This window comes from Nocardia sp. NPDC127526, assembly GCF_042672265.1.
Taxonomy (GTDB): Bacteria; Actinomycetota; Actinomycetes; order Mycobacteriales; family Mycobacteriaceae; genus Nocardia.
In genome coordinates this window covers 23,707-42,069 of sequence record NZ_JBHXVO010000013.1, presented here as the reverse complement: position 1 = coordinate 42,069, position 18,363 = coordinate 23,707, and the positions used below count along the sequence as shown (strand labels likewise).

14 protein-coding genes are annotated in these 18,363 nt (G+C 69.6%); 10 read left to right on the top strand and 4 right to left on the bottom strand.

Going from position 1 to position 18,363, the window contains the following annotated elements; translation table 11 throughout:
* Positions 1–29: 29 nt before the first annotated feature.
* Positions 30–1,268, bottom strand: a complete 1,239-nt coding sequence (locus ACFVIV_RS21520) for a cytochrome P450 (protein WP_379198917.1) — start codon at positions 1,266–1,268, stop codon at positions 30–32.
* A 192-nt stretch (positions 1,269–1,460) separates the two neighbouring features.
* On the opposite strand from ACFVIV_RS21520, the gene ACFVIV_RS21515 reads away from it, so the two are divergent.
* The 6 genes from ACFVIV_RS21515 to ACFVIV_RS21490 all read left to right on the top strand — a co-directional run bounded on the left by ACFVIV_RS21515 (position 1,461) and on the right by ACFVIV_RS21490 (position 9,405).
* Positions 1,461–4,964 (top strand): AAA family ATPase, encoded by a 3,504-nt coding sequence (locus ACFVIV_RS21515; protein WP_379198915.1) that lies wholly within the window; start codon positions 1,461–1,463, stop codon positions 4,962–4,964.
* 113 nt (positions 4,965–5,077) lie between these two features.
* A complete protein-coding gene (locus ACFVIV_RS21510) occupies positions 5,078–5,722 on the top strand; it encodes an MBL fold metallo-hydrolase (protein ID WP_379198913.1) in 645 nt (214 codons plus the stop codon).
* A 120-nt stretch (positions 5,723–5,842) separates the two neighbouring features.
* Positions 5,843–7,279, top strand: a complete 1,437-nt coding sequence (locus tag ACFVIV_RS21505; protein ID WP_379198911.1) for a hypothetical protein — start codon at positions 5,843–5,845, stop codon at positions 7,277–7,279.
* On the top strand, positions 7,276–7,719 hold the full coding sequence (locus ACFVIV_RS21500) for a FixH family protein (RefSeq protein ID WP_379198909.1): 444 nt from the start codon (positions 7,276–7,278) through the stop codon (positions 7,717–7,719). The genes ACFVIV_RS21505 and ACFVIV_RS21500 overlap by 4 nt, the downstream gene beginning before the upstream one ends.
* A gap of 34 nt (positions 7,720–7,753) precedes the next feature.
* On the top strand, positions 7,754–8,875 hold the full coding sequence (locus ACFVIV_RS21495) for a hypothetical protein (RefSeq protein WP_379198907.1): 1,122 nt from the start codon (positions 7,754–7,756) through the stop codon (positions 8,873–8,875).
* Positions 8,872–9,405 (top strand): hypothetical protein, encoded by a 534-nt coding sequence (locus ACFVIV_RS21490; protein ID WP_379198905.1) that lies wholly within the window; start codon positions 8,872–8,874, stop codon positions 9,403–9,405. The genes ACFVIV_RS21495 and ACFVIV_RS21490 overlap by 4 nt, the downstream gene beginning before the upstream one ends.
* A 5-nt stretch (positions 9,406–9,410) precedes the next feature.
* Here ACFVIV_RS21490 and ACFVIV_RS21485 read toward each other — a convergent pair whose 3' ends face one another.
* Positions 9,411–9,779 carry a nuclear transport factor 2 family protein gene (locus tag ACFVIV_RS21485; protein WP_379198903.1) on the bottom strand — a complete coding sequence of 123 codons (369 nt, stop codon included), beginning with the start codon at positions 9,777–9,779 and terminating at the stop codon, positions 9,411–9,413.
* Between the two features lie 82 nt (positions 9,780–9,861).
* Between ACFVIV_RS21485 and ACFVIV_RS21480 the strand changes: the two genes are divergently transcribed.
* Positions 9,862–10,362, top strand: a complete 501-nt coding sequence (locus tag ACFVIV_RS21480) for a nitroreductase family protein (RefSeq protein WP_379198901.1) — start codon at positions 9,862–9,864, stop codon at positions 10,360–10,362.
* Between the two features lie 13 nt (positions 10,363–10,375).
* Here the strand turns inward: ACFVIV_RS21480 and ACFVIV_RS21475 are convergent, their stop codons facing one another.
* Together ACFVIV_RS21475 and ACFVIV_RS21470 are read right to left on the bottom strand one after the other, a co-directional pair.
* Positions 10,376–10,672 (bottom strand): DUF6506 family protein, encoded by a 297-nt coding sequence (locus tag ACFVIV_RS21475; RefSeq protein WP_379198899.1) that lies wholly within the window; start codon positions 10,670–10,672, stop codon positions 10,376–10,378.
* 42 nt (positions 10,673–10,714) lie between these two features.
* The gene (locus ACFVIV_RS21470; RefSeq protein WP_379198897.1) at positions 10,715–11,656 is read right to left on the bottom strand and encodes a LysR substrate-binding domain-containing protein; all 942 of its coding nucleotides are present in this window, start codon (positions 11,654–11,656) and stop codon (positions 10,715–10,717) included.
* Positions 11,657–11,700: 44 nt separating this feature from the next.
* Between ACFVIV_RS21470 and ACFVIV_RS21465 the strand changes: the two genes are divergently transcribed.
* From ACFVIV_RS21465 to ACFVIV_RS21455, 3 genes are all read left to right on the top strand, one after another.
* Positions 11,701–12,684, top strand: a complete 984-nt coding sequence (locus ACFVIV_RS21465; protein WP_379198895.1) for an SGNH/GDSL hydrolase family protein — start codon at positions 11,701–11,703, stop codon at positions 12,682–12,684.
* Positions 12,685–12,826: 142 nt separating this feature from the next.
* Positions 12,827–16,705 (top strand): Pls/PosA family non-ribosomal peptide synthetase, encoded by a 3,879-nt coding sequence (locus tag ACFVIV_RS21460; RefSeq protein WP_379199148.1) that lies wholly within the window; start codon positions 12,827–12,829, stop codon positions 16,703–16,705.
* Positions 16,702–18,081: a M1 family metallopeptidase gene (locus ACFVIV_RS21455; RefSeq protein ID WP_379198893.1), complete on the top strand. Its 1,380-nt coding sequence runs from the start codon at positions 16,702–16,704 to the stop codon at positions 18,079–18,081. The genes ACFVIV_RS21460 and ACFVIV_RS21455 overlap by 4 nt, the downstream gene beginning before the upstream one ends.
* The last annotated feature ends 282 nt before the right edge of the window (positions 18,082–18,363 follow it).

Here is an 18,363-nt window from a genome sequence, read left to right as displayed (position 1 = left end):
CACCGCACCGTGGATGACTCGTCGTCCGATCAGATCGGCTCGGGCAGTGGCGGGGAGGGGGTGAAGGTGACGGGCAGGGCGGTCAGGGCGCGGTGGAACGGGCCCGGGCGCCAGGTCAATTCGCCGATCGGTACGGCCAGGTGGATTTCGGGGAGGGCGTCGAGGAGTTGGTCGACGGCTTCCTGGGCGATGAGGTAGGCCAGGGAGCTGGCGGGGCAGGCGTGCGGGCCGGCGCCCCAGGCCAGGTGGGAGCGGTTGCCGGAGATCTGGCCGGTGCGGATTTCCGGATCGGTATTGCAGGCGGCCATGGAGATGACGACCGGTTGGTGGGCGGGAAGCCAGCGGTCGTCGACGAGGATCGGCTGGCGGGGGAAGCTGATGCAGAAGTTGGCCATGGGCGGGTCGTCGAAGAGGACCTCGTCGAGGGCGTCGCGGGTGGAGAGGGAGCCGCCCAGGACGCCGCCGCCGAAGCGGTCGTCGGTCAGGCTGAGCAGCAGGGTGTTGACGATCAGGTTCTGTTGCGGCTCGATGCCCGCGCCGTAGAGGGTGGCCAGCTGATGCACCATCTCGGTGTCGGTCAGGTCGGCGGGGTGGTGCAGCATGCGGGTGGTGACGTCGTCGCCGGGTTGGGCGCGCTTGTGCAGGGTCAGGCGCTGCAGGGCGTCGATGAGCAGTGTGTTGCCATTGCCCGCGCCGACGCCTTCGAAGATGGCGCGCATGCCTTCCGCCGCCTGGCCGGCGATATCGGCCGGGCAGCCGAGCAGGTGGTTCAGCACCTTGAACGCCAGCGGAAAGGCGTAGTCGCGCACCAGATCCGCCGAACCCGTAACGCAGAAGGAATTGGTCAGCGACACCGCGACCCGCGCCACGGTGCCCTGCAGGCGGTATCGATCGATGCCGGTCAGGCCCGCGGTATTGGTTTGCCGATAGCGCGCGTGCAGATTTCCCGCATTGCGCAGGGCATTCGGCCGCCACTGCATCATCGGCAGCACCGGGCAGTCGGCGGGCACCCCTTCCTGCCAGGCGCGCGGATCGGCCGGGAAACGCTCCGGATCATTGAAAATGCGGACCGCCGTGCGATATCCGAGCACCAGGGTGGCGGGAATCCCGGGCGCCAGTTCCACCGGAGCCAGCGCCCCGAACCGCGCCCGCATCTCCCGGTAGGCCCGGTGCGGATCGGCGGCGAACTCCGGGGTGTAGAGCGGCACGCGCGGACCGAACTCGTCGAACGGAGCCTGCGGGGCACGGGCGGGGATGGGATCCAGCATCGAGTGAGCTCCATGCGGTGAACGACAAAAACCCCCGCCGACCACCGCATATCCCGGACGTGGAACGAGCACACACTACCGATGCGAGCGCTCCCGCGGGCCGATATTCGCGGGTTCGATTCGCGGGCGATCGGGTCGGCGCGTGCACGGCTCGTTCCGATAGGCTGCGAACAGCAGCTTCGAGGAGGGCGAGTGCCGCTGATCGGCCGGGAGAACGCGGAATCGGTACTGCGTGAGGAGTTGCGCCGCACCGTATCCAGCCATGGCGGGCTCATCCTGGTCGCGGGCGAAGGCGGCATCGGCAAGACCGCGCTCATCACCGAGATCGTTCGCGAATTCGAGCACGACGCAGTGGTTTTGACGGCCACGGCATGGAGTGGTGAGGGCGTACCCGGCTTCTGGCCTTGGATGCAGGTCCTGCGCCGCCTGCGCGGCCAGTGCGATCCGGGACAGTGGACGGCGATCACGAATGCCGCCGGAGCTGCCCTGGCCATCCTGACCGGTGATCCGGCGACGCCCCCGACATCGGCACGCCGAACCACGCAGCCGGTTGCGCCACAGCCGAACACGATGCTCTTCCGCATTGGCGACGCTGTGACCTCGGCCTTGTGCGCTGCCGCGCAACAAAGGCCGGTGATCGTCGTCATCGACGATCTCCACCGCGCCGACCCCGAATCGGTCAAGCTGCTGACCTTCGTGGCCCGGCATTCCTGGTTCGAGCGCATCGCCCTGGTGGCGGCGATCCGAGACACCGAAGTCGACACCGAAAAACACCCACTGCGAGAAGCTTTCGCCGAACTGTCCGCGGCAGCGCGCCTCGTCGAGCTGACCGGCCTCACCCCCGATCAGATCGGCGAATTGGCCGCACACCTGACCGGGGGCCCGCTGCCCGCCACGGTGGTCACCCGTATCTCCGCGCTCACAGGCGGCAACCCGTTCCTGGCCGAACAAGCCGTACGCCTGTGGCACAGCGGCGGCTCCATCGAAACCCTCACGCCGGGCGTACGACAGACACTCGAAGCCCGATTGGCGCCTCTCCCGGACCGAGTGCTCGATGCGCTCACCACGGCGGCATTCCTGGGCCGGGAATTCGCGATCCCGGTAGTCGCCGCCGCGACAGAGGTGACAGCGGCGGCAGTGAACACCGAGGCCGCCGTGAAGGATTCACCTGCCGGGGAGGAAACCCTGCTCCCAGCGGAGACAGCACCTGCCGTGGTGAAGTCATCGGCCTCGACGGAGGCCGCACACGCGGCACCGAGAGAGGCTCCCGCGGCAGCAATGATCACGCCTGCGGCACGAGAGTTCCCTCCCACAGCAGCAGAGACGGCGGCAACGGAAGCCGCGCCCTCGTCAAGGGAAGTTGCGCCCCTGCCAGCGGAGACTGCGCCCACGCCAAGGGAGAATGGGCCGCCGGCCGGGCAGGACGTGCTGGTCAACTTGGCGGACGCGTTCGCCGTGGCAGTGCGTGCGCGGCTGGTGAATTCGCGCGGTGACGGGCGTTTCGCTTTCGTGCATGATCTGATTCGGGAGGCGCTGCTCGCGCGGGTGAGTCCGGCGGCGGTGCGGGTCCGGCACGAAGGCGTGCTGGCCGCGCTGGAGCGGCTGCCGCGCGAAGTATCCGGCGCGACCGCAGGCGATTTCGCACAGCATGCGTATCAGGCGGCGCACTCGGGCGACCCGGTCGCGGATGAGCGGGCGTTGCGATATCTGCTCGCGGCCGCGGCGGATGCATGCGGCCGCATGGCGGCGGGCGAGGTCGCCGCGCATCTGCGCCGTGCCCTATCGCTGGTTCCCCTTGGACAATTCGCGCAGCGTGGGCGCATCGGCCTCGACTTGGCCGCCGCCGCGCACGACGCCGGTGATCTGACCGAAGCGCGGCGCGCCTATCGGGAGGTGCTGCGTCTGGCCCGCGAACACTCCGAACCCGAACTGTTCGCTCGTGCCGCGCTCGGCTTGCACGAACTCGGCATGCCCGATCCGGAACGCCGCGCCGACCAAGAGATCGAACTCGTCGACCAGGCCCATCGCCTGCTTACCCGTGAGCGACCGCCCTCCGATCCACTGGCGGTGCGCCTGCTCGCCGCCGCGAGCCGGGTCCGGGTGCACACTGGACGGTCTCGGCAGCTCGCGGATTCGGCACGAACAGCGGAAACCATGAGCGCCGAAGCCGTCCGGCTGGCACGGGCCTCGGCCGACGATCACGCGTTGGGCCTCAGCTTGGTGGCGCGCCACGACGCCCTCTGGCGGCCCGGCACCGCTGAGCAGCGGCTCGCACTGGCCGAGGAAATTCGCGCGGTCGCCGATCGCAGCGGCGACGACGATCTGCGAGTCCAAGGCTTCGTCCTACGCATTGCGGCCCTGCTCGAACTCGGCGACCCACGCGCCCACACCGAACAGGCGAACTTCATGGCCTACGCCGAGCGAACGCGACTCCCACGGCCGAGATTCATCGCCCGCTCCCGCGCCGGGGCACTCGCCACCGTGGCCGGGCGCTTCGACGAGGCATCCCGAGCGATCGACGCCGCGTACGCGCTGGGCGAACGCATCGGGGAAGTCGATCGCATGCCGCTGTGGCTGGAACAGCGCTGGGTCCTCGCCCTGACCGCCTCCCTGTACGTGGAGAACCCCGGCGATGCCCTGGACAGCGACGCGGAAACCGTTCTCGAGCGTTATGTCGAGTTGGGTGGGGTTTATCCGGCCGTGCCGCGGTTGGTTGGGGCTGCGCGGCGGGGGGATCTCGAGGGTGTGCGGGGTGGGGTGGACGGGTTGTGGGCGTTGCTCGAGAGCTATCCGCGGCATTTTCATGCGGGCCCGTTGGTGGCGCTCGCGTATGCGGCTGTCGTGCTGGATGATTCCGGGTTGCGGGTCGGCGTGCGGAAGGTGCTGGAGCCGTTGGGGCAGCTGTGGGCGGTCGTGGCGGGTGGGGGCGCGGTGTACGGGCCGTACTCTTATTGGCTCGGGCGCATCGCTGCGGCGGAGGGCGATGTTGCCACCGCCGCATCGGAATTCACCTCGGCGATTGCCGCCGCGCGCCGGCTGCGGGCGGGCCCGTGGGCGGCCGCAGCGGAACGTGAACTGGCGCGGTTGGATTCCGGGGTGGCGTCGCCGGTGCGGGCGGCGGCGTTGCGTGCGCATTCCGGGATCGAGCCGGATCACAATGTCTTTCGCCTCGATGACGCGGTGTGGACGTTGCGGTTTGCGGGACGGACTCTGCATCTGCCGGATGCGAAGGGGTTGCGTGATCTGCACATGTTGTTGTCGCATCCGGGGCAGGATGTCGCGGCGCTCGAATTGCTCGGCGGTGTCGAGGACACCTCGCGGGCGGCTCGGCGATTCGGTGCGGACACTGTGCTCGATGAGCGGGCCAAGGCCGAGTATCGCCGCCGTCTGCGGCGGCTGGACGAGGAGATCGAACGGGCCACCGCGCGCGATGACGACCGGTATGCCGCCGAACTCGATACCGAGCGGGCCGCGCTGCTCGATGAGCTGCGGCGGGCCGCTGGGCTGGCCGGGCGGACCCGGAAGCTCGGCGATGAGGGTGAACGGGCGCGCAAAACCGTGTCGGCCCGCATTCGGGACACGTTGCGCCGCATCGATAACGGGCATCCCGAGCTGGGCGAGCACTTACGTGCCTGCGTTTCGCTCGGCCTGGTGTGCCGCTATCAGCCAACGCGTGAGGTTCGCTGGGCGCTCTGAACGGGCCGCGGCTGGGCACGATCGCGCGGATCTCGCATTGCTGGATCGCATCTCGCGCCTTATCGGTGACAGCGAAATCCGTGGCCGTGAGGCCACCGGGGAAGGAGCACACCATGGAGCAGATCTCCTCCGACCTGTGGGTCACCGAGACCGAGAACCCGTTTCCGGGGCTGACCACCCGCGCCTATCTGTGGACTCGCCCGGACGGCAATGTGCTGTTCTACAACACCACGCTGGCCGGCGAGCTGGACCGGATGGCCGAGCTGGGTGGCGTCGCCCATCAGTATCTGAGCCATCAGGACGAGATCACCTCGACCTTGGCCACGGTCAAGCAGCGGTTCGGTGCGAAGCTGCATATTCACGGGTCCGAGGCGCACCTGGTCGAGACCACCTCGGTGGACGATCCGTTCACCGAACGGCATACAGCCCTGGGCGATATGCAGGTCATTCCGGTTCCCGGACATACGCCGGGCAGCACCGTCTATCTCGCCACCATCTCCGGCCGCCGCCATCTGTTCACCGGCGACACCATCGTGCGGGGCGAAAACGGCTGGTGGGCCGGGTATATCGAAGGCCACAGCAACCGGGAGTCGCTGTTGGAGGCCCTCGATGTGCTCGCCGAACTGAACCCGGAGGTCATTGTTTCGAGCGCCTTCATGGGCGCATCCGGTGTCACCGAGCTGGCAGCGGGGGCTTGGCCCGACGCCGTCGACGAGGCCCGGCGCGGTCTGCTCAGCGGTCAGCAGATCACTCCCTGAACAGGGCGCCGGGACCACACTCGAGCGTGCCGGAGCCGGACCTTACCCTGGTAAGCCCCCATTCCGGCATCCTCCGCAGGTCGGATTTCTGGCCGCCGCGATTTCGGTACCTTCGGAATAATGCAGTGGCCCTTGATCGTTCGCTTGCGCGGCTGGCTGGTGGTGGGTGTGCTCGGCGCGTTCGTGCTCGGCGCGACGCTGGTGACCGCTCCCCCGGTGCGCGCCGACGGGATGGCGAGCGGCGCCGATCTCTCGGTCGCCCAATCGCTGGGCGACCGGGAGTTGACGGTCATCGTGCGGCGGGCCCAGCCTGTGCCCGGGCCGTTGCGCGTGGATGTGGTGGCGCACAGCGGGACGGCCGCGGGAATGCTCACGCTCACCGCCGCGCCGTCCGATCGGGCCGGTGAAACATCGTCCGCCAGTGTGGAACTCGGTGACCGGCCGGGTCCGTACCCGGCGACGCTGCGGGTGGTGCACGCGGGGCCGTGGGAGTTGTCCGTCTCCGATGGGCAGCGCACGGCCCGCATCCCCTTCGTGGTCGCCGCGCCGGTCGTGACCCCGTGGGAGCGGGCCGCTTACGGTGGATTCTGCGCGGCGGGCGCGCTACTGCTGGTGGCGCTCGGCAGTGCGGTGCTGACCCGGCGGGGCTGGCCGACGCTGGTCGCCACGGGCGCGATGATCGCCGCGTTCAGCGTCGGGGTGACGGGTGCGGTGCTGTCGTCGAGCGCGCCGCCGCCGCGCGCGGCGGGCAGTCTGCTGGATCCCACGTCGGATACCGTCGCCGACCCGTATCCGGAGGTCGATCTGCCGCTGACCACGAAATACTCGCGCCCACCGGTGAATATGACCGTGCGCGCCGACCCGCGGGCCGGTGGGCCCGCCGAGGTCCGATTGTCACTGACCGATTCGGCCACCGGGCGTCCGGTGGACGATCTGCTGGTCACTGATGACGCGCTGCTGCATTTGATGGTCGTCGGCCCCTCCGGCCGCCTGTGGCACCGGCATCCCATTCGCACCGCACCCGGTGAGTTCCGAGTCGGCCTGGGCGGTGCGGAATCCGGCGAGTACGCGATCGCCGCCGAGATCGCCCGCCGGGGCGGCGGCCTGCAACTGCTGCGATCCTCGGTATCGATCACCAGCGAAACGCCGCCCGGCACAGCCGATCCCACACCGCCCGGGGCGGAGCTGGTCATCGGGGACCCGGTCGCGGGCGAACCCACCACGCTCACCGCGAAATTCGGCGGTGCGGCCGACCTCCAGCCGTGGCTCGGCATGCTCGGCCATCTCATCGCGGTCGGCCCGTTGCCCGCCGGAGTCGCGCCGGGGACGGCCGCGCAGACCGCTCCGATCTGGGCGCACGCACATGCCATGACGCCCATGCCGCCGACGGGCGGGCAGCCACCCGACGAAACGGTCGCCGCCTACGGCCCGAATGTCCCGTTCACCTTCACGTTTCCACTGCCCGGCCGCTATCTGGTGTGGGTGCAGGCCGAGCGCGGCTATTCGGTGCTGACGGTGCCGGCCACTATCGATGTCCGCGCGGGAGCAGCCCGATGACCGCGCCGGACACTCCTCGCAGCGGAGGCACGGTCATCACGCGCCGGATACTCCTCGTGGCCGCGGTTCTCGTCGTGATAGTGGTGGCGGCCTGGTGGTTGTGGCCGGGCACGACCGGCAAATCCGCGCCGCGCATGACCGCGGGCCCCTATCTCGTCCAGCTGACGGTCGCCGACGGCACGCCGCGCACCGGAGACAACACCGTCGAGATCGAAATCACCGACCAGCAGGGCGTTTCCGCGACCCCGGACAAGGTGTCGGTGGAGCCCGCCATGCCGCAGATGGGCCATGCCGTCCCGCCCGGCATCGCCGAGACCGTGACCCCCGGCCACTATCGCGCCACCGTGAACCTGCCCATGCCGGGGCAGTGGGAGATCGCCGTGCACCTGTCGGGACCGCAGGGTTCGGGCAGCGCCACCTTCTCCGTGCAGGCCAACTGACGTGCAGGCCAATCGAATCGAGGAAAGGAACAGCATGGATCTCACCGCTGACGGCCGTGGCCGCACCGCGGACGCGGCCGCGCCGTTCACGCTGCGCCCGTGGCTGCCCGCAGCCATTCTGCTCATTGCGAGCACGACGTTCGGGATCGGCTCCACGTGGGATATCCAGTGGCACTCCGATGTCGGCCCGGACACCTTCTTCACGCTCCCGCACCTGTTCATCTACGCGAGCGCGGCCGTCGCCGGATTCACCGGTCTCGCGGTCATTCTCGCGACCACGGCGGCAGCGCGGGCGGGACGGCGGGTGGACGGCGCGCTCGGCGGCCCGGGTATCGGCGTCTTCGGCCGGACCTTCACCGCACCGCTGGGCTATATGGTCGCCGCCCTGGGCGCGGCGTCGTTCCTGCTGTACGGGCTGTGGGATCTGTGGTGGCACAGTATCTACGGCTTCGACGCGGTCATCGATTCCCCGCCGCACATCGGATTGTTCCTGTCCAGCACGGTCATCTCGGTGGGCATCGTGATCGTGTTCGCCGCGGCGCGCGACCAGCGCTGGGGACGGCTGGTCGCACTGTTCGCGCTCGCACAGCTGCTGACCGACAGCACGGTCACCGCGCTGGCCGTGCAGCAGCTCAATGTGGGCAATGTCCGCTGGACGGTCGCCGTCACCGCGTTCATGGTCGTGCTGCTGCTGGTCGTGGGCGCGGCCTTCCAGCGGGGCGGCGCGACCATCGTGGCGGTGTACGCCTCGGCGATCCAGGCGGTGTTCTGGTGGTTCGCGCCGTGGGCCGCGCGCACGTATGCCGATTACGTGGGATTGCCGCTGCGCGAACACATCCGGGTGATTCCCGCGACTCCGGCGCTGATCCCGTTCTGTTTGATCGCGGTGGGCCTGGTGATCGATCTGCTGGTGCGCCGGTCCGCCGGTGGCACGCGTCTGCTTCCGGCGCTGGCCGGTGCGTGCGGCGGCGCGATCATCGCCGCCCTGGCCCCGGTGCAACGGGTCATCATCTACGACTCGCGCCTCGAGCCCGCGGCGATCACCATCGCCACCGTAGTCGCCGCGGCCGTGCTCGGAGCCCTCGCGGGATTCCTCGGCCGCCGTTTCGGCGACATGCTGCGCCTGACCGCCCCGAACACGGAGGTCCGGGCATGATCACACGCTTGTTCTCCACCGCCGCAACGGTATTGGCCCTCATTACTGTCCTGACGGCCACGACCGGCACCGCATCCGCCTACGAACCCGTCAATATCGTGCACACCGAACGCGTGCAGGCCGGCCCGTACGGTCTCACCATCGGTTTCAGCGAATGGCCCGTGCGCGCATTGCAATCGCTGGACTTCACCTTCATCCCCGACGGCGGCATCGCCGACAAGTCCGGGACGCTCACCGAGGTCCTGCCCAATGGCAAGACCCGCTACGGCGAACCGCTCTCCCGCCATCCCCGCAAACGCGATGTCTGGGGCCTGGACGTCCGGTCGCTGGACAAGGAGGGCACGTGGATCTTCCGCTTCACCATCGACGGTCCCCAGGGGCGCGGTGAAGGCGAACTGCGTGACCTGGCGGTTCTCCCTCAGCCCGGTCCGCCCCTCGCGCTCAGCTGGACCCTCAGCAGCCTTCCGCTGCTGGGCTTGATCGCCTTCCTGGTCTATGCCTGGCGGCGCACCCGGCCCGTCGCGGCGTAGGTCGCTCAGAGCGGTCCGAAGAACCCGATCACACGGCGGATTCGTCCGTCGTCGGTGAATTCGATGAGGTCCAAGCCGTCCGGCAGCGCCGTCCCGTCCGCCTGCACCACATGCCATGCGAAGCGTGCCAGGTCGTGATGGGCGTCGACGCGGCTGGTCCGCAGCACGGTGGCACCGGGGCGGCGGGCCGCGACGGTCTCGATGTGGGCAAGCAACCCGTCCAGGCCCGTGACGTGCACCGTGGGATCGGTGTAGGTGGCGTCGGGAGCCCACACCTTCTCGAGGACCGCGCGCCGGCGAGCGGGATCGCTCTCGCTCCAGGCCGCGCAGTAGGTGTCGATGAGTTGCTCGAAAGCCGCATGCAGCGCTGCCATTTCGTCATCCTCGGTGACGTCGCCGAACCCGCCGGGCGCGGGGGTTCATCTCCTCGGATTGTCCGCCAGTAGGATTCCCGCGGTGCACCGATCGCTGAAAGCGCTGCGCGCTGTCCGCCGATACCGGCCCGACCCGGTGCCGCGCGCACTCATCGAGCAGATTGTCGACGCGGCCCGCTGGACCGGTTCGGCCCGCAACCGTCAACCGTGGCGGTTCGTCGCGGTCACCGATCCGGTGAAACTGGACGAATTGAGCCGCTGCGGCGCCTACGCCGTGCATCTGGCGTCGGCGCCCGTGGTGCTGGTGCTCGCCTCGGTGGAGAACAGCTTCTCCGACACGGTTTTCGATATGGGACGCATCACCCAGTCGATCTGCCTGGCCGCGCAGGAGCTCGGATTGGGCACCTGCCCGACGACGTTTCACCCCGAGCCCAATGTGTCCCGGGTCGCCGCACTGCTGAATCTGCCCGCCGGTTGGCGGCCCGGACATGCGGTGGCCATCGGCTATCCGGCCGCGATTTCCTCGCCTTCCGCGATACCCACGGGCCGCCTGTCCACCGCCGAACTCCTGCACTGGGATTGATCCGGCGGGCGGGTCAGGCGAACAGGGCGTGCACCTGATCGACGCCTTCGATGCCGTAGGCCACCGCACCCACCGGAACCGCGCCCCGGACTTCCTCGATCACTCTGGCCGTCCAGATCGGGCCGAAGCCGCCGCACAGCTCGATCAGCTGTGCGCCGCCGTCGACGAGGCGGCGGGCTACCGCAATGGCTTGTTCCGGGTGATCCACGCCGACGAATACCGAACGGCAGGACGGTGTTTCCACGATGGTCTCCCGGTTCGGGTCGCTGCCGGTCGCCGTGTAGATGAATCCCCATGCGGTGAGCGCCATATCGTGCCTCTCGTGCTGTATCCGGTTCGCCCGCACCGTGTTCTACGGCGCTGTGGCCTGATCGGATTCCAGCAGACCCGATCGCGGGGCGTGCCGTCCACGAGGTAGCGCCGGATGCGTGTGCGGCGGTTCCGAACGCGCCAGGTCATCGGCGATTTCGCGATAGCGCGGGGCGGCGGAATCGGTGGCGTTCCAGGTGAGGGCGTAGCGGATGCGGGGCGGATCCGCGATCAAAGGCAACCAGGCCAATCCGTCACCCGGCCGCACATCCCACCTCGGGCGCAGCGCTACGACGTCCTCGCCGTGGGTCAGCGCGGCGGTGAACAGCGTTCGGCGCGGGGCGCTCTCGTGCACCACCGCCGGATGCCATCCCGACCGGGTCCACCACTCGCGCACCGCGTCGTAGTATCCCGGCGCCGACGATCGCGCGAACCACAGCAGTGCGCTGCCGTCGAGGTCCACCGGCCGCACCGCCTCCCGTCCGGCGAGCCGATGATCGGCCGCGACCACCACGCCCAGCTCGGCATCCGCGACCACCGCATGGTGCAGACCCGGCATCTCGGCAGGTAGGAGCACAACACCGGTGTCGAGCGTGCCCTCACGCAGCCGGGTCAGTTGCTCCGAGGTCTGCAGATCGGCGACGTCGAGGACGAACTCTCCGGCGGCGCGCCACAAGGCCGCCGCCAGCCACGGTGGCGCGCCAGGCGTCACGGCGACACGCAGCGCCTCCCGTTCCCGCATCGACTCCCGGGCGCGCCGAGCCGATTCCACCACCGCCCGAGCGTGCACCATCAACCGCGCACCGGCCCGCGTCGGCGTCATGCCCGAGGAGGTGCGCACGAACAATGCCACCCCGAATTCGCGCTCGAGCGCGATGATCTGCTCGCTCAACGAGGTCGGCCTGATCCCGACCACATCCGCGGCCCGGGTGAGGTTGCGCTCCTCCGCGACCGCGAGGAAGTACCGCAACTGTCGCAGTTCCACCCGGCAACGCTACCGAACCACGCGCCCCGGCGGCTGGGCGTGGCGTGAACCATCCCGACGGCCTGGATGGTCTGATCGAAAAGGAGTATTCACAGGCGAAAGGATGTCTTGATGCCGGAACGGCGGTCTCGAATCGGTCGGGCGTTCGCGGGAGCAGTGGCGGCGGTGATGGTGGCCGCGGGGATGGCGATCGCCTCCGGAGCGACCGCCGCGGCGGCCCCGGGCGCCTACCACCGTTACGTCGCACTCGGGGATTCCTATGCGGCCGTTGGCGCTTGGACCTCGATGAACGGAAATCCCGTGGGGTGTCTGCGAGCCTCGGACAGTTACCCCGCCGATGTGGCGCGAGCAGTAGGGGCGGGTGTGTTCGTCGATGCGAGTTGCAGCGCGGCCATCACCGCCGACATGACGCGGCCGCAGGTGCCGAATCTGTACGGCGTCCCGGTCGGCGGGTTGAATCCGCCGCAGTTCGACGCGCTGACCCCCGACACCGATCTGGTGACATCAGCATCGGCGGCAATGACATCGGCCTGTCCGATATCCTGCAGGCCTGCATGGCCCGCGCCCTGGGCGATCCGGGCGGCAGCCCCTGCCGAAACTACTACACCGAAGGCGGCTTCGACCGGCTGACCGCGTCCATCGATGCCGTCGCGCCGCGCATCGCCGCGACCCTCGACGGTATCCGCCAGCGCGCACCGCGGGCCGATATCGCGGTCATCGGCTACCTGCCGATCCTGCCGTCCGACGGTCGCAGCTGTTTCCCGTCGGTCCCCATCGCCGCCGGTGACGCCCCGTATCTGGCCGAGGTGCAGCGCCGCCTCAACGGCATGCTCGCCGACCAGGCCGCCCAGCACGGCAGCATCTTCGTCGATACCTTCACCTCCGGTCACGACGCTTGCCGGCCGGCGGGTTTCAACTGGAGCAATCCGCTGTTCTTCCCCAACCCGTTCAATACCTGGCCGTTCCATCCGAATATCGCGGGTCAAGCCTTCATCGCCGACCGCATCACAGCGGCTCTGCCCAGGTGAGATACCCCGGCCCGAGTAAAGTGGACGGTTGGTCACCGTGGAGTTTGCCCTCTGGTAACCCTCGTGTGAAACAACGAACGCGCACAGCGCTGATCGTTCTATGAGAGGTGGACATGGCGTGACGCCGCAGGTCGAGACCGCGATGGGTGCATCCCCGTTATTGCGAGGCGCACTCGCGCCGCCCGCCCGCACCCTGGTCGACATTCTCGCGGCCACCGCGCGAGCGCATCCGGACGCACCCGCCATCGACGACGGCGAGGCGGTGCTCAATTACGCGGAGTTGCTGGCCGCCATCGACCTGGAAGTGGGCAGGCTCGCGGCCGCCGGCGTGCGCGCGGGTGATCGCGTGGGCGTGCGCATGTCGTCGGGCACCAGCGCGCTGTACGTGACGATCCTGGCGGTGCTGCACGCGGGCGCGGCGTACGTGCCGGTGGATGCGGACGACCCGGACGAGCGGGCGCGGCTGGTGTTCGGAGAAGCCAAGGTCACCGCCATCGTCACCATCGACGGGATCGAAACCACCGCGGCCGCATTCGAATCCAGGGGTACGCAGACGGGCGTCGCCGCGCCCGCCCCCGCGGACGACGCGTGGATCATCTTCACCTCCGGTTCCACCGGAACCCCGAAAGGCGTTGCGGTGACCCATCGCAATGCCGCCGCCTTCGTGGACGCCGAGGCGCGGCTGTTCTTGCAGGACGCGCCCATCGGCCCGGACGATCGTGTCCTGGCCGGGCTCTCGGTCGCCTTCGACGCCTCGTGCGAGGAGATGTGGCTGGCCTGGCGGCACGGCGCGTGCCTGGTGCCCGCGCCGCGCGCCCTGGTGCGCACGGGCGCGGATCTCGGGCCGTGGCTCGTGCGCCGGGAGATCAGCGTCGTCTCCACGGTGCCGACCCTGGCCGCGACCTGGCCGGCCGAGGCCCTGGAATCGGTGCGGCTGCTGATCTTCGGCGGCGAGGCGGTGCCGCCGGAGCTCGCCGAACGCCTGGCCGGGACCGACGAGCGCGAGGTCTGGAATACCTACGGGCCCACCGAGGCCACCGTGGTGGCCTGCGCCGCGCTGCTGAACGGCGGCTTCCCGGTGCGCATCGGGCTGCCGCTGGACGGCTGGGATCTGACGGTGGTGGATCAGGCCGGAAATCCGGTGGGCGAGGGCGAATCCGGGGAACTGGTCATCGGCGGCGTGGGGCTGGCGCGGTATCTGGATCCGGCCAAGGACGCCGAGAAGTACGCGCCGCTGCCGTCGGTCGGCTGGGAACGCGCCTATCGCAGTGGCGATCTGGTGCGCAATGACAGTGCGGGCCTGGTGTTCCTGGGGCGCGCCGACGATCAGATCAAGCTGGGCGGGCGGCGCATCGAGCTCGGGGAGATCGACAATGCGCTGCAGCATCTGCCGCAGGTGACCGGCGCGGCCGCCGCGATTCGAAGCACCAAGGCGGGCAACAAGATCCTGGTCGGGTACCTCACCGGGCCCGAGGCCGGATACGACCTCAAGGCCGCCAGAGCACTACTGGCGGAACAGCTTCCGGCTCCGCTGGTGCCGCGCCTGGCCGTGGTCGCCGAACTGCCGACGCGCACCTCGGGCAAGGTCGACCGCGACGCGCTGCCCTGGCCGCTGCCCAAGGCGGCCGCCGCCGAGGCCGAGGCCGGTCTCAGCGCCACCGAGCAATGGGTTGCCGGACTGTGGGATTCGATCCTCGGCGCGGAGGTCACCGATCCGGGCACCGATTTCTTCGATGTGGGCGGCGGCTCGCTGGCGGCCGCGCAGCTCGTCGCGGCGCTGCGGGAACGCTTCCCGCACATTGCCGTCGCCGATCTCTACGATCATCCCCGGCTGGGCGCGCTGGCGGCCTACCTCGACGAGAGCGCCCCGGCGGCGGCGGTCGAGGAACGTATCGTGCGGCCGACTCCCCTGCCCGCCCAGCTCTTCCAGGTGCTCGCGACGATTCCGCTCACCACGCTGACCGGCTTGCAGTGGCTGACCTGGCTGGGCGTGGTCGGCAATATCGCCGCCTGGTCCGGATCGCTGCCCTGGCTGCCGCAGCTGTCGTGGTGGTGGGCGCTGGTGGCGTTCCTGCTGTTCATCTCGCCGCCGGGACGTATGGCGCTGTGCGTGATCGGCTCGCGAATCCTGTTGCGGGGCCTGCGGCCCGGCAGCTATCCGCGCGGCGGCCGGACGCATCTGCGGCTGTGGACCGCGGTGCGGCTGTCCGAGGCCAGCGGCGCCGAGAACCTCTCGGGCGCACCGTGGATGGTGCCGTTCGCCCGCGCGCTCGGCGCGAAGATCGGCAAGGGCGTCGACCTGCACACGCTGCCGCCGGTGACCGGCATGCTCGAACTCGGCAAGGGTTGCAGCGTGGAACCCGAGGTCGATCTGTCCGGATACTGGATCGACGGCGATCTCGTGCACATCGGGCCGATCAGCATCGGCCCGGGCGCGGTGGTCGGCGCGCGGTCGATGCTGCTGCCCGGCACCACCATCGGCCGCAATGCCGAGATCGCGCCCGGCTCGGCGGTCTCCGGCAAGGTGAAGGCCGATCAGGAGTGGGCGGGCTCGCCGGCGGTGAAAGTCGGTAAGGCCCAGCATCGCTGGCCCGATCACACACCCGCGCGGGCCGCGCACTGGGTCGCCATTTTCGGCATCACCTCCATGGTGCTCGCGGCCGTGCCGATCCTCGGCCTCGCCGCCGGCGGCGCGTTCATCGCCTGGTGGATTCGCGATACCGCCACGCTCACCGCGGGTCTCGGGCGCGCGTTCGCCATCCTGCCGGTCGCCATGCTGCTCAGCCTCGGCGTCTACGCCGTCGTCACCGTGATCGCGGTGCGCCTGTTCAGCATCGGGCTGACCGAGGGTTATCACCCCGTCCGCAGCCGGATCGGCTGGCAGGCCTGGGCCACCGAACGCCTGCTCGACTCGGCGCGCACCTTCCTGTTCCCGCTCTACGCCAGCCTGCTGACGCCCATCTGGCTGCGCCTGCTCGGCGCGAAGGTCGGCAAGCACGTCGAGGCGTCGACGGTGCTGCTGCTGCCCAAGTTCACCACCGTCGCCGACGGGGCATTCCTGGCCGACGACACCATGATCGCCAGTTACGAACTCGGCGGCGGCTGGCTGCGCATCGGCGAGGCCAAGGTCGGCAAGCGCGCCTTCCTCGGCAACTCCGGGATGACCGCGCCCGGTCGGCGCGTGCCGAAAAACGGCCTGGTCGCGGTGCTTTCGGCCGCGCCCTCCAAGGCCAAGGCGGGCTCATCGTGGCTGGGCAGCCCGCCGGTGCGCTTGCGGCGCGCGGCCGAAACCGCCGACACCGCACGCACCTTCGATCCGGCGCCGCGGCTGCGCATCGCGCGCGGCATCGTGGAAACCTGCCGGCTGATCCCGGTGCTGGTCACCTTCGGCATCGGGCTCGGGGTGCTGTTCGCGCTCGCCTGGCTCGCGAACACCCTCGGGCACCTGCCCGCCGCGCTGCTCAGCGGGCTGGTGCTCATGGGCGCGGGCGCGGTGGCGGGATTCAGCTCCGTCATCGCGAAGTGGTTGCTGGTCGGGCGGATCGACGCGGAGGAGCATCCGCTGTGGAGCTCGTTCGTGTGGCGCAACGAGGTCGCCGACACCTTCGTGGAACATGTTGCGGCGCCGTGGTTCGCGCGCGCGGCGACCGGTACGCCCGTGCTCAATCTGTGGCTGCGCGGGCTCGGCGCGAAGATCGGCCGCGGGGTATGGTGCGAATCCTATTGGCTACCCGAGGCGGACCTGGTGACTCTTGGCGACGGCGCGACCGTGGAGCGGGGCTGCGTGGTGCAGACCCATCTGTTCCACGATCGAATCATGGCCATGGACACCGTGACTCTGGAGGCGGGCGCCACACTGGGACCGCATTGCGTCGCCCTGCCCGCCGCGCGGATCGGCGCGGGCGCGACCGTCGGACCGGCGTCACTGGTCATGCGCGGCGACAGTGTGCCGCCGTCCACCCGGTGGTGGGGTAATCCGATCGCGCCGTGGCCGGGCCGGGCGGAAGCGGTTCGGCGATGACGGGAAAGTTCTACGAAGAACCCATCGACGAATACCTGCCGCAGAACGGGAATCGCGGGTATCGGGTCTCGCGCTACGAGCTGGATCTGACCTACAAGGTCGCCAGCAACCGGCTCGCGGGGCGGGCCGACATCACCGCGGTGACGACCGGGCCGCGGGATCGGTTCGCGCTGGATCTGTCCACGACGCTGGCGGTGTCCAAGGTGCTCGTCAATGGCGCCAAGGCCGCGAAATACACGCACCGGCAAGGGAAACTGGTCATCACCCCGCAGCAGAAGGTTCCGGCGGGCGGGGCGCTGGTGCTGTCCATCCAGTACACCGGCACGCCGAAACCGGTGCGCGGGCCGTGGGGCGAGGTCGGCTGGGAGGAGCTCACCGAGGGCGCGCTGGTGGCCAGCCAGCCCAATGGGGCCGCCTCCTGGTTCCCGTGTGACGATCACCCGAGTTCCAAAGCGAGCTACCGGATCTCGATCACCACCGATTCGCCGTTCTATGCCGTGGCCAATGGCGTGCTGGTGCGCAAGCAGACCAAGGCCAGCCAGACCACCTGGGTGTACGAGCAGCCCGAACCCATGTCGAGCTATCTGGCGACCATCCAGATCGGGCCGTATCGCAAGCACCGGCTGGAGACCTCGCACGATCCGGTGCCCATGCACGCCGTGCTGCCGCCGCGGTTGCGCGCGAACTTCGATCACGACTTCGCGCGCCAGCCGCGCATGATGCAGGTGTTCATCGACAAGTTCGGCCCGTACCCGTTCGAGGCGTACACCGTCGTGGTCACCGACGACGAGCTCGAGATCCCCATCGAGGCGCAGGGCATCTCGGTATTCGGCGCCAACCACTGCGACGGCCGGCGCGGTTCGGAACGCCTTGTCGCCCACGAACTCGCGCACCAGTGGTTCGGCAACAGCCTCACCATCCGCCAGTGGCGCGATATCTGGCTGCACGAGGGTTTCGCCTGCTACGCCGAATGGATCTGGTCCGAGGCCTCGGGCGGACCCTCGGCGGACCACCTGGCCCGCACCGCCCACCAGAACCTGTCCCGGCTCCCGCAGGATCTCCTCCTCGCCGACCCCGGCCCCCAATTCATGTTCGACGACCGCGTCTACAAACGCGGCGCCCTCACCCTGCACGCGCTGCGCCTGCACCTCGGCGACACCGCGTTCTTCGACCTCCTGCGCGCCTGGACCGCCCGCTACCGCCACTCCTCCATCTCCACCGAGGAATTCACTGACCTCGCCGAGCACTACAGCCAGACCTCGCTGCGGCCGCTATGGGACAACTGGCTGCGCTCCGAGGCGCTCCCCCAACTGCCCTCACCGGCCGCCGCCTGGACAGTGGACATGCGCTCCCGCCGGAGAGACGCAGCAGGCTGAACCGCGGCCGTCCGGAGATGATCCGGCCCGCCTCGCCCGCCGGCCGGAACTTCTCCCTTGGTCATTCCGGCGCGCTTTTGGCCGGAATCCACCCACGTTGCCGGAGATCCCGGCCAAAGGCGCGCCGGGATGACGGGGCAGGACTGCCGGGATGACGGGGCAGGACTGCCGGGATGACGGGCAGGACTGCCGTCCACGCATTCGTCACCCCCACGACGGTGCCAGAGCCGCAGCCCCGCGACGCTGCCGGAGCCTCGGCCACGCCACCATAGGCGACAGTGC

Excerpts from the sequence above, each read along its gene's own strand:
- ACFVIV_RS21520 (WP_379198917.1), bottom strand. The coding sequence starts at position 1,268 with ATGCTGGATCCCATCCCCGCCCGTGCCCCGCAGGCTCCGTTCGACGAG.
- ACFVIV_RS21510 (WP_379198913.1), top strand. The coding sequence starts at position 5,078 with ATGGAGCAGATCTCCTCCGACCTGTGGGTCACCGAGACCGAGAACCCG.
- ACFVIV_RS21505 (WP_379198911.1), top strand. The coding sequence starts at position 5,843 with ATGCAGTGGCCCTTGATCGTTCGCTTGCGCGGCTGGCTGGTGGTGGGT.
- ACFVIV_RS21500 (WP_379198909.1), top strand. The coding sequence starts at position 7,276 with ATGACCGCGCCGGACACTCCTCGCAGCGGAGGCACGGTCATCACGCGC.
- ACFVIV_RS21495 (WP_379198907.1), top strand. The coding sequence starts at position 7,754 with ATGGATCTCACCGCTGACGGCCGTGGCCGCACCGCGGACGCGGCCGCG.
- ACFVIV_RS21490 (WP_379198905.1), top strand. The coding sequence starts at position 8,872 with ATGATCACACGCTTGTTCTCCACCGCCGCAACGGTATTGGCCCTCATT.
- ACFVIV_RS21485 (WP_379198903.1), bottom strand. The coding sequence starts at position 9,779 with ATGGCAGCGCTGCATGCGGCTTTCGAGCAACTCATCGACACCTACTGC.
- ACFVIV_RS21475 (WP_379198899.1), bottom strand. The coding sequence starts at position 10,672 with ATGGCGCTCACCGCATGGGGATTCATCTACACGGCGACCGGCAGCGAC.
- ACFVIV_RS21460 (WP_379199148.1), top strand. The coding sequence starts at position 12,827 with ATGGGTGCATCCCCGTTATTGCGAGGCGCACTCGCGCCGCCCGCCCGC.
- ACFVIV_RS21455 (WP_379198893.1), top strand. The coding sequence starts at position 16,702 with ATGACGGGAAAGTTCTACGAAGAACCCATCGACGAATACCTGCCGCAG.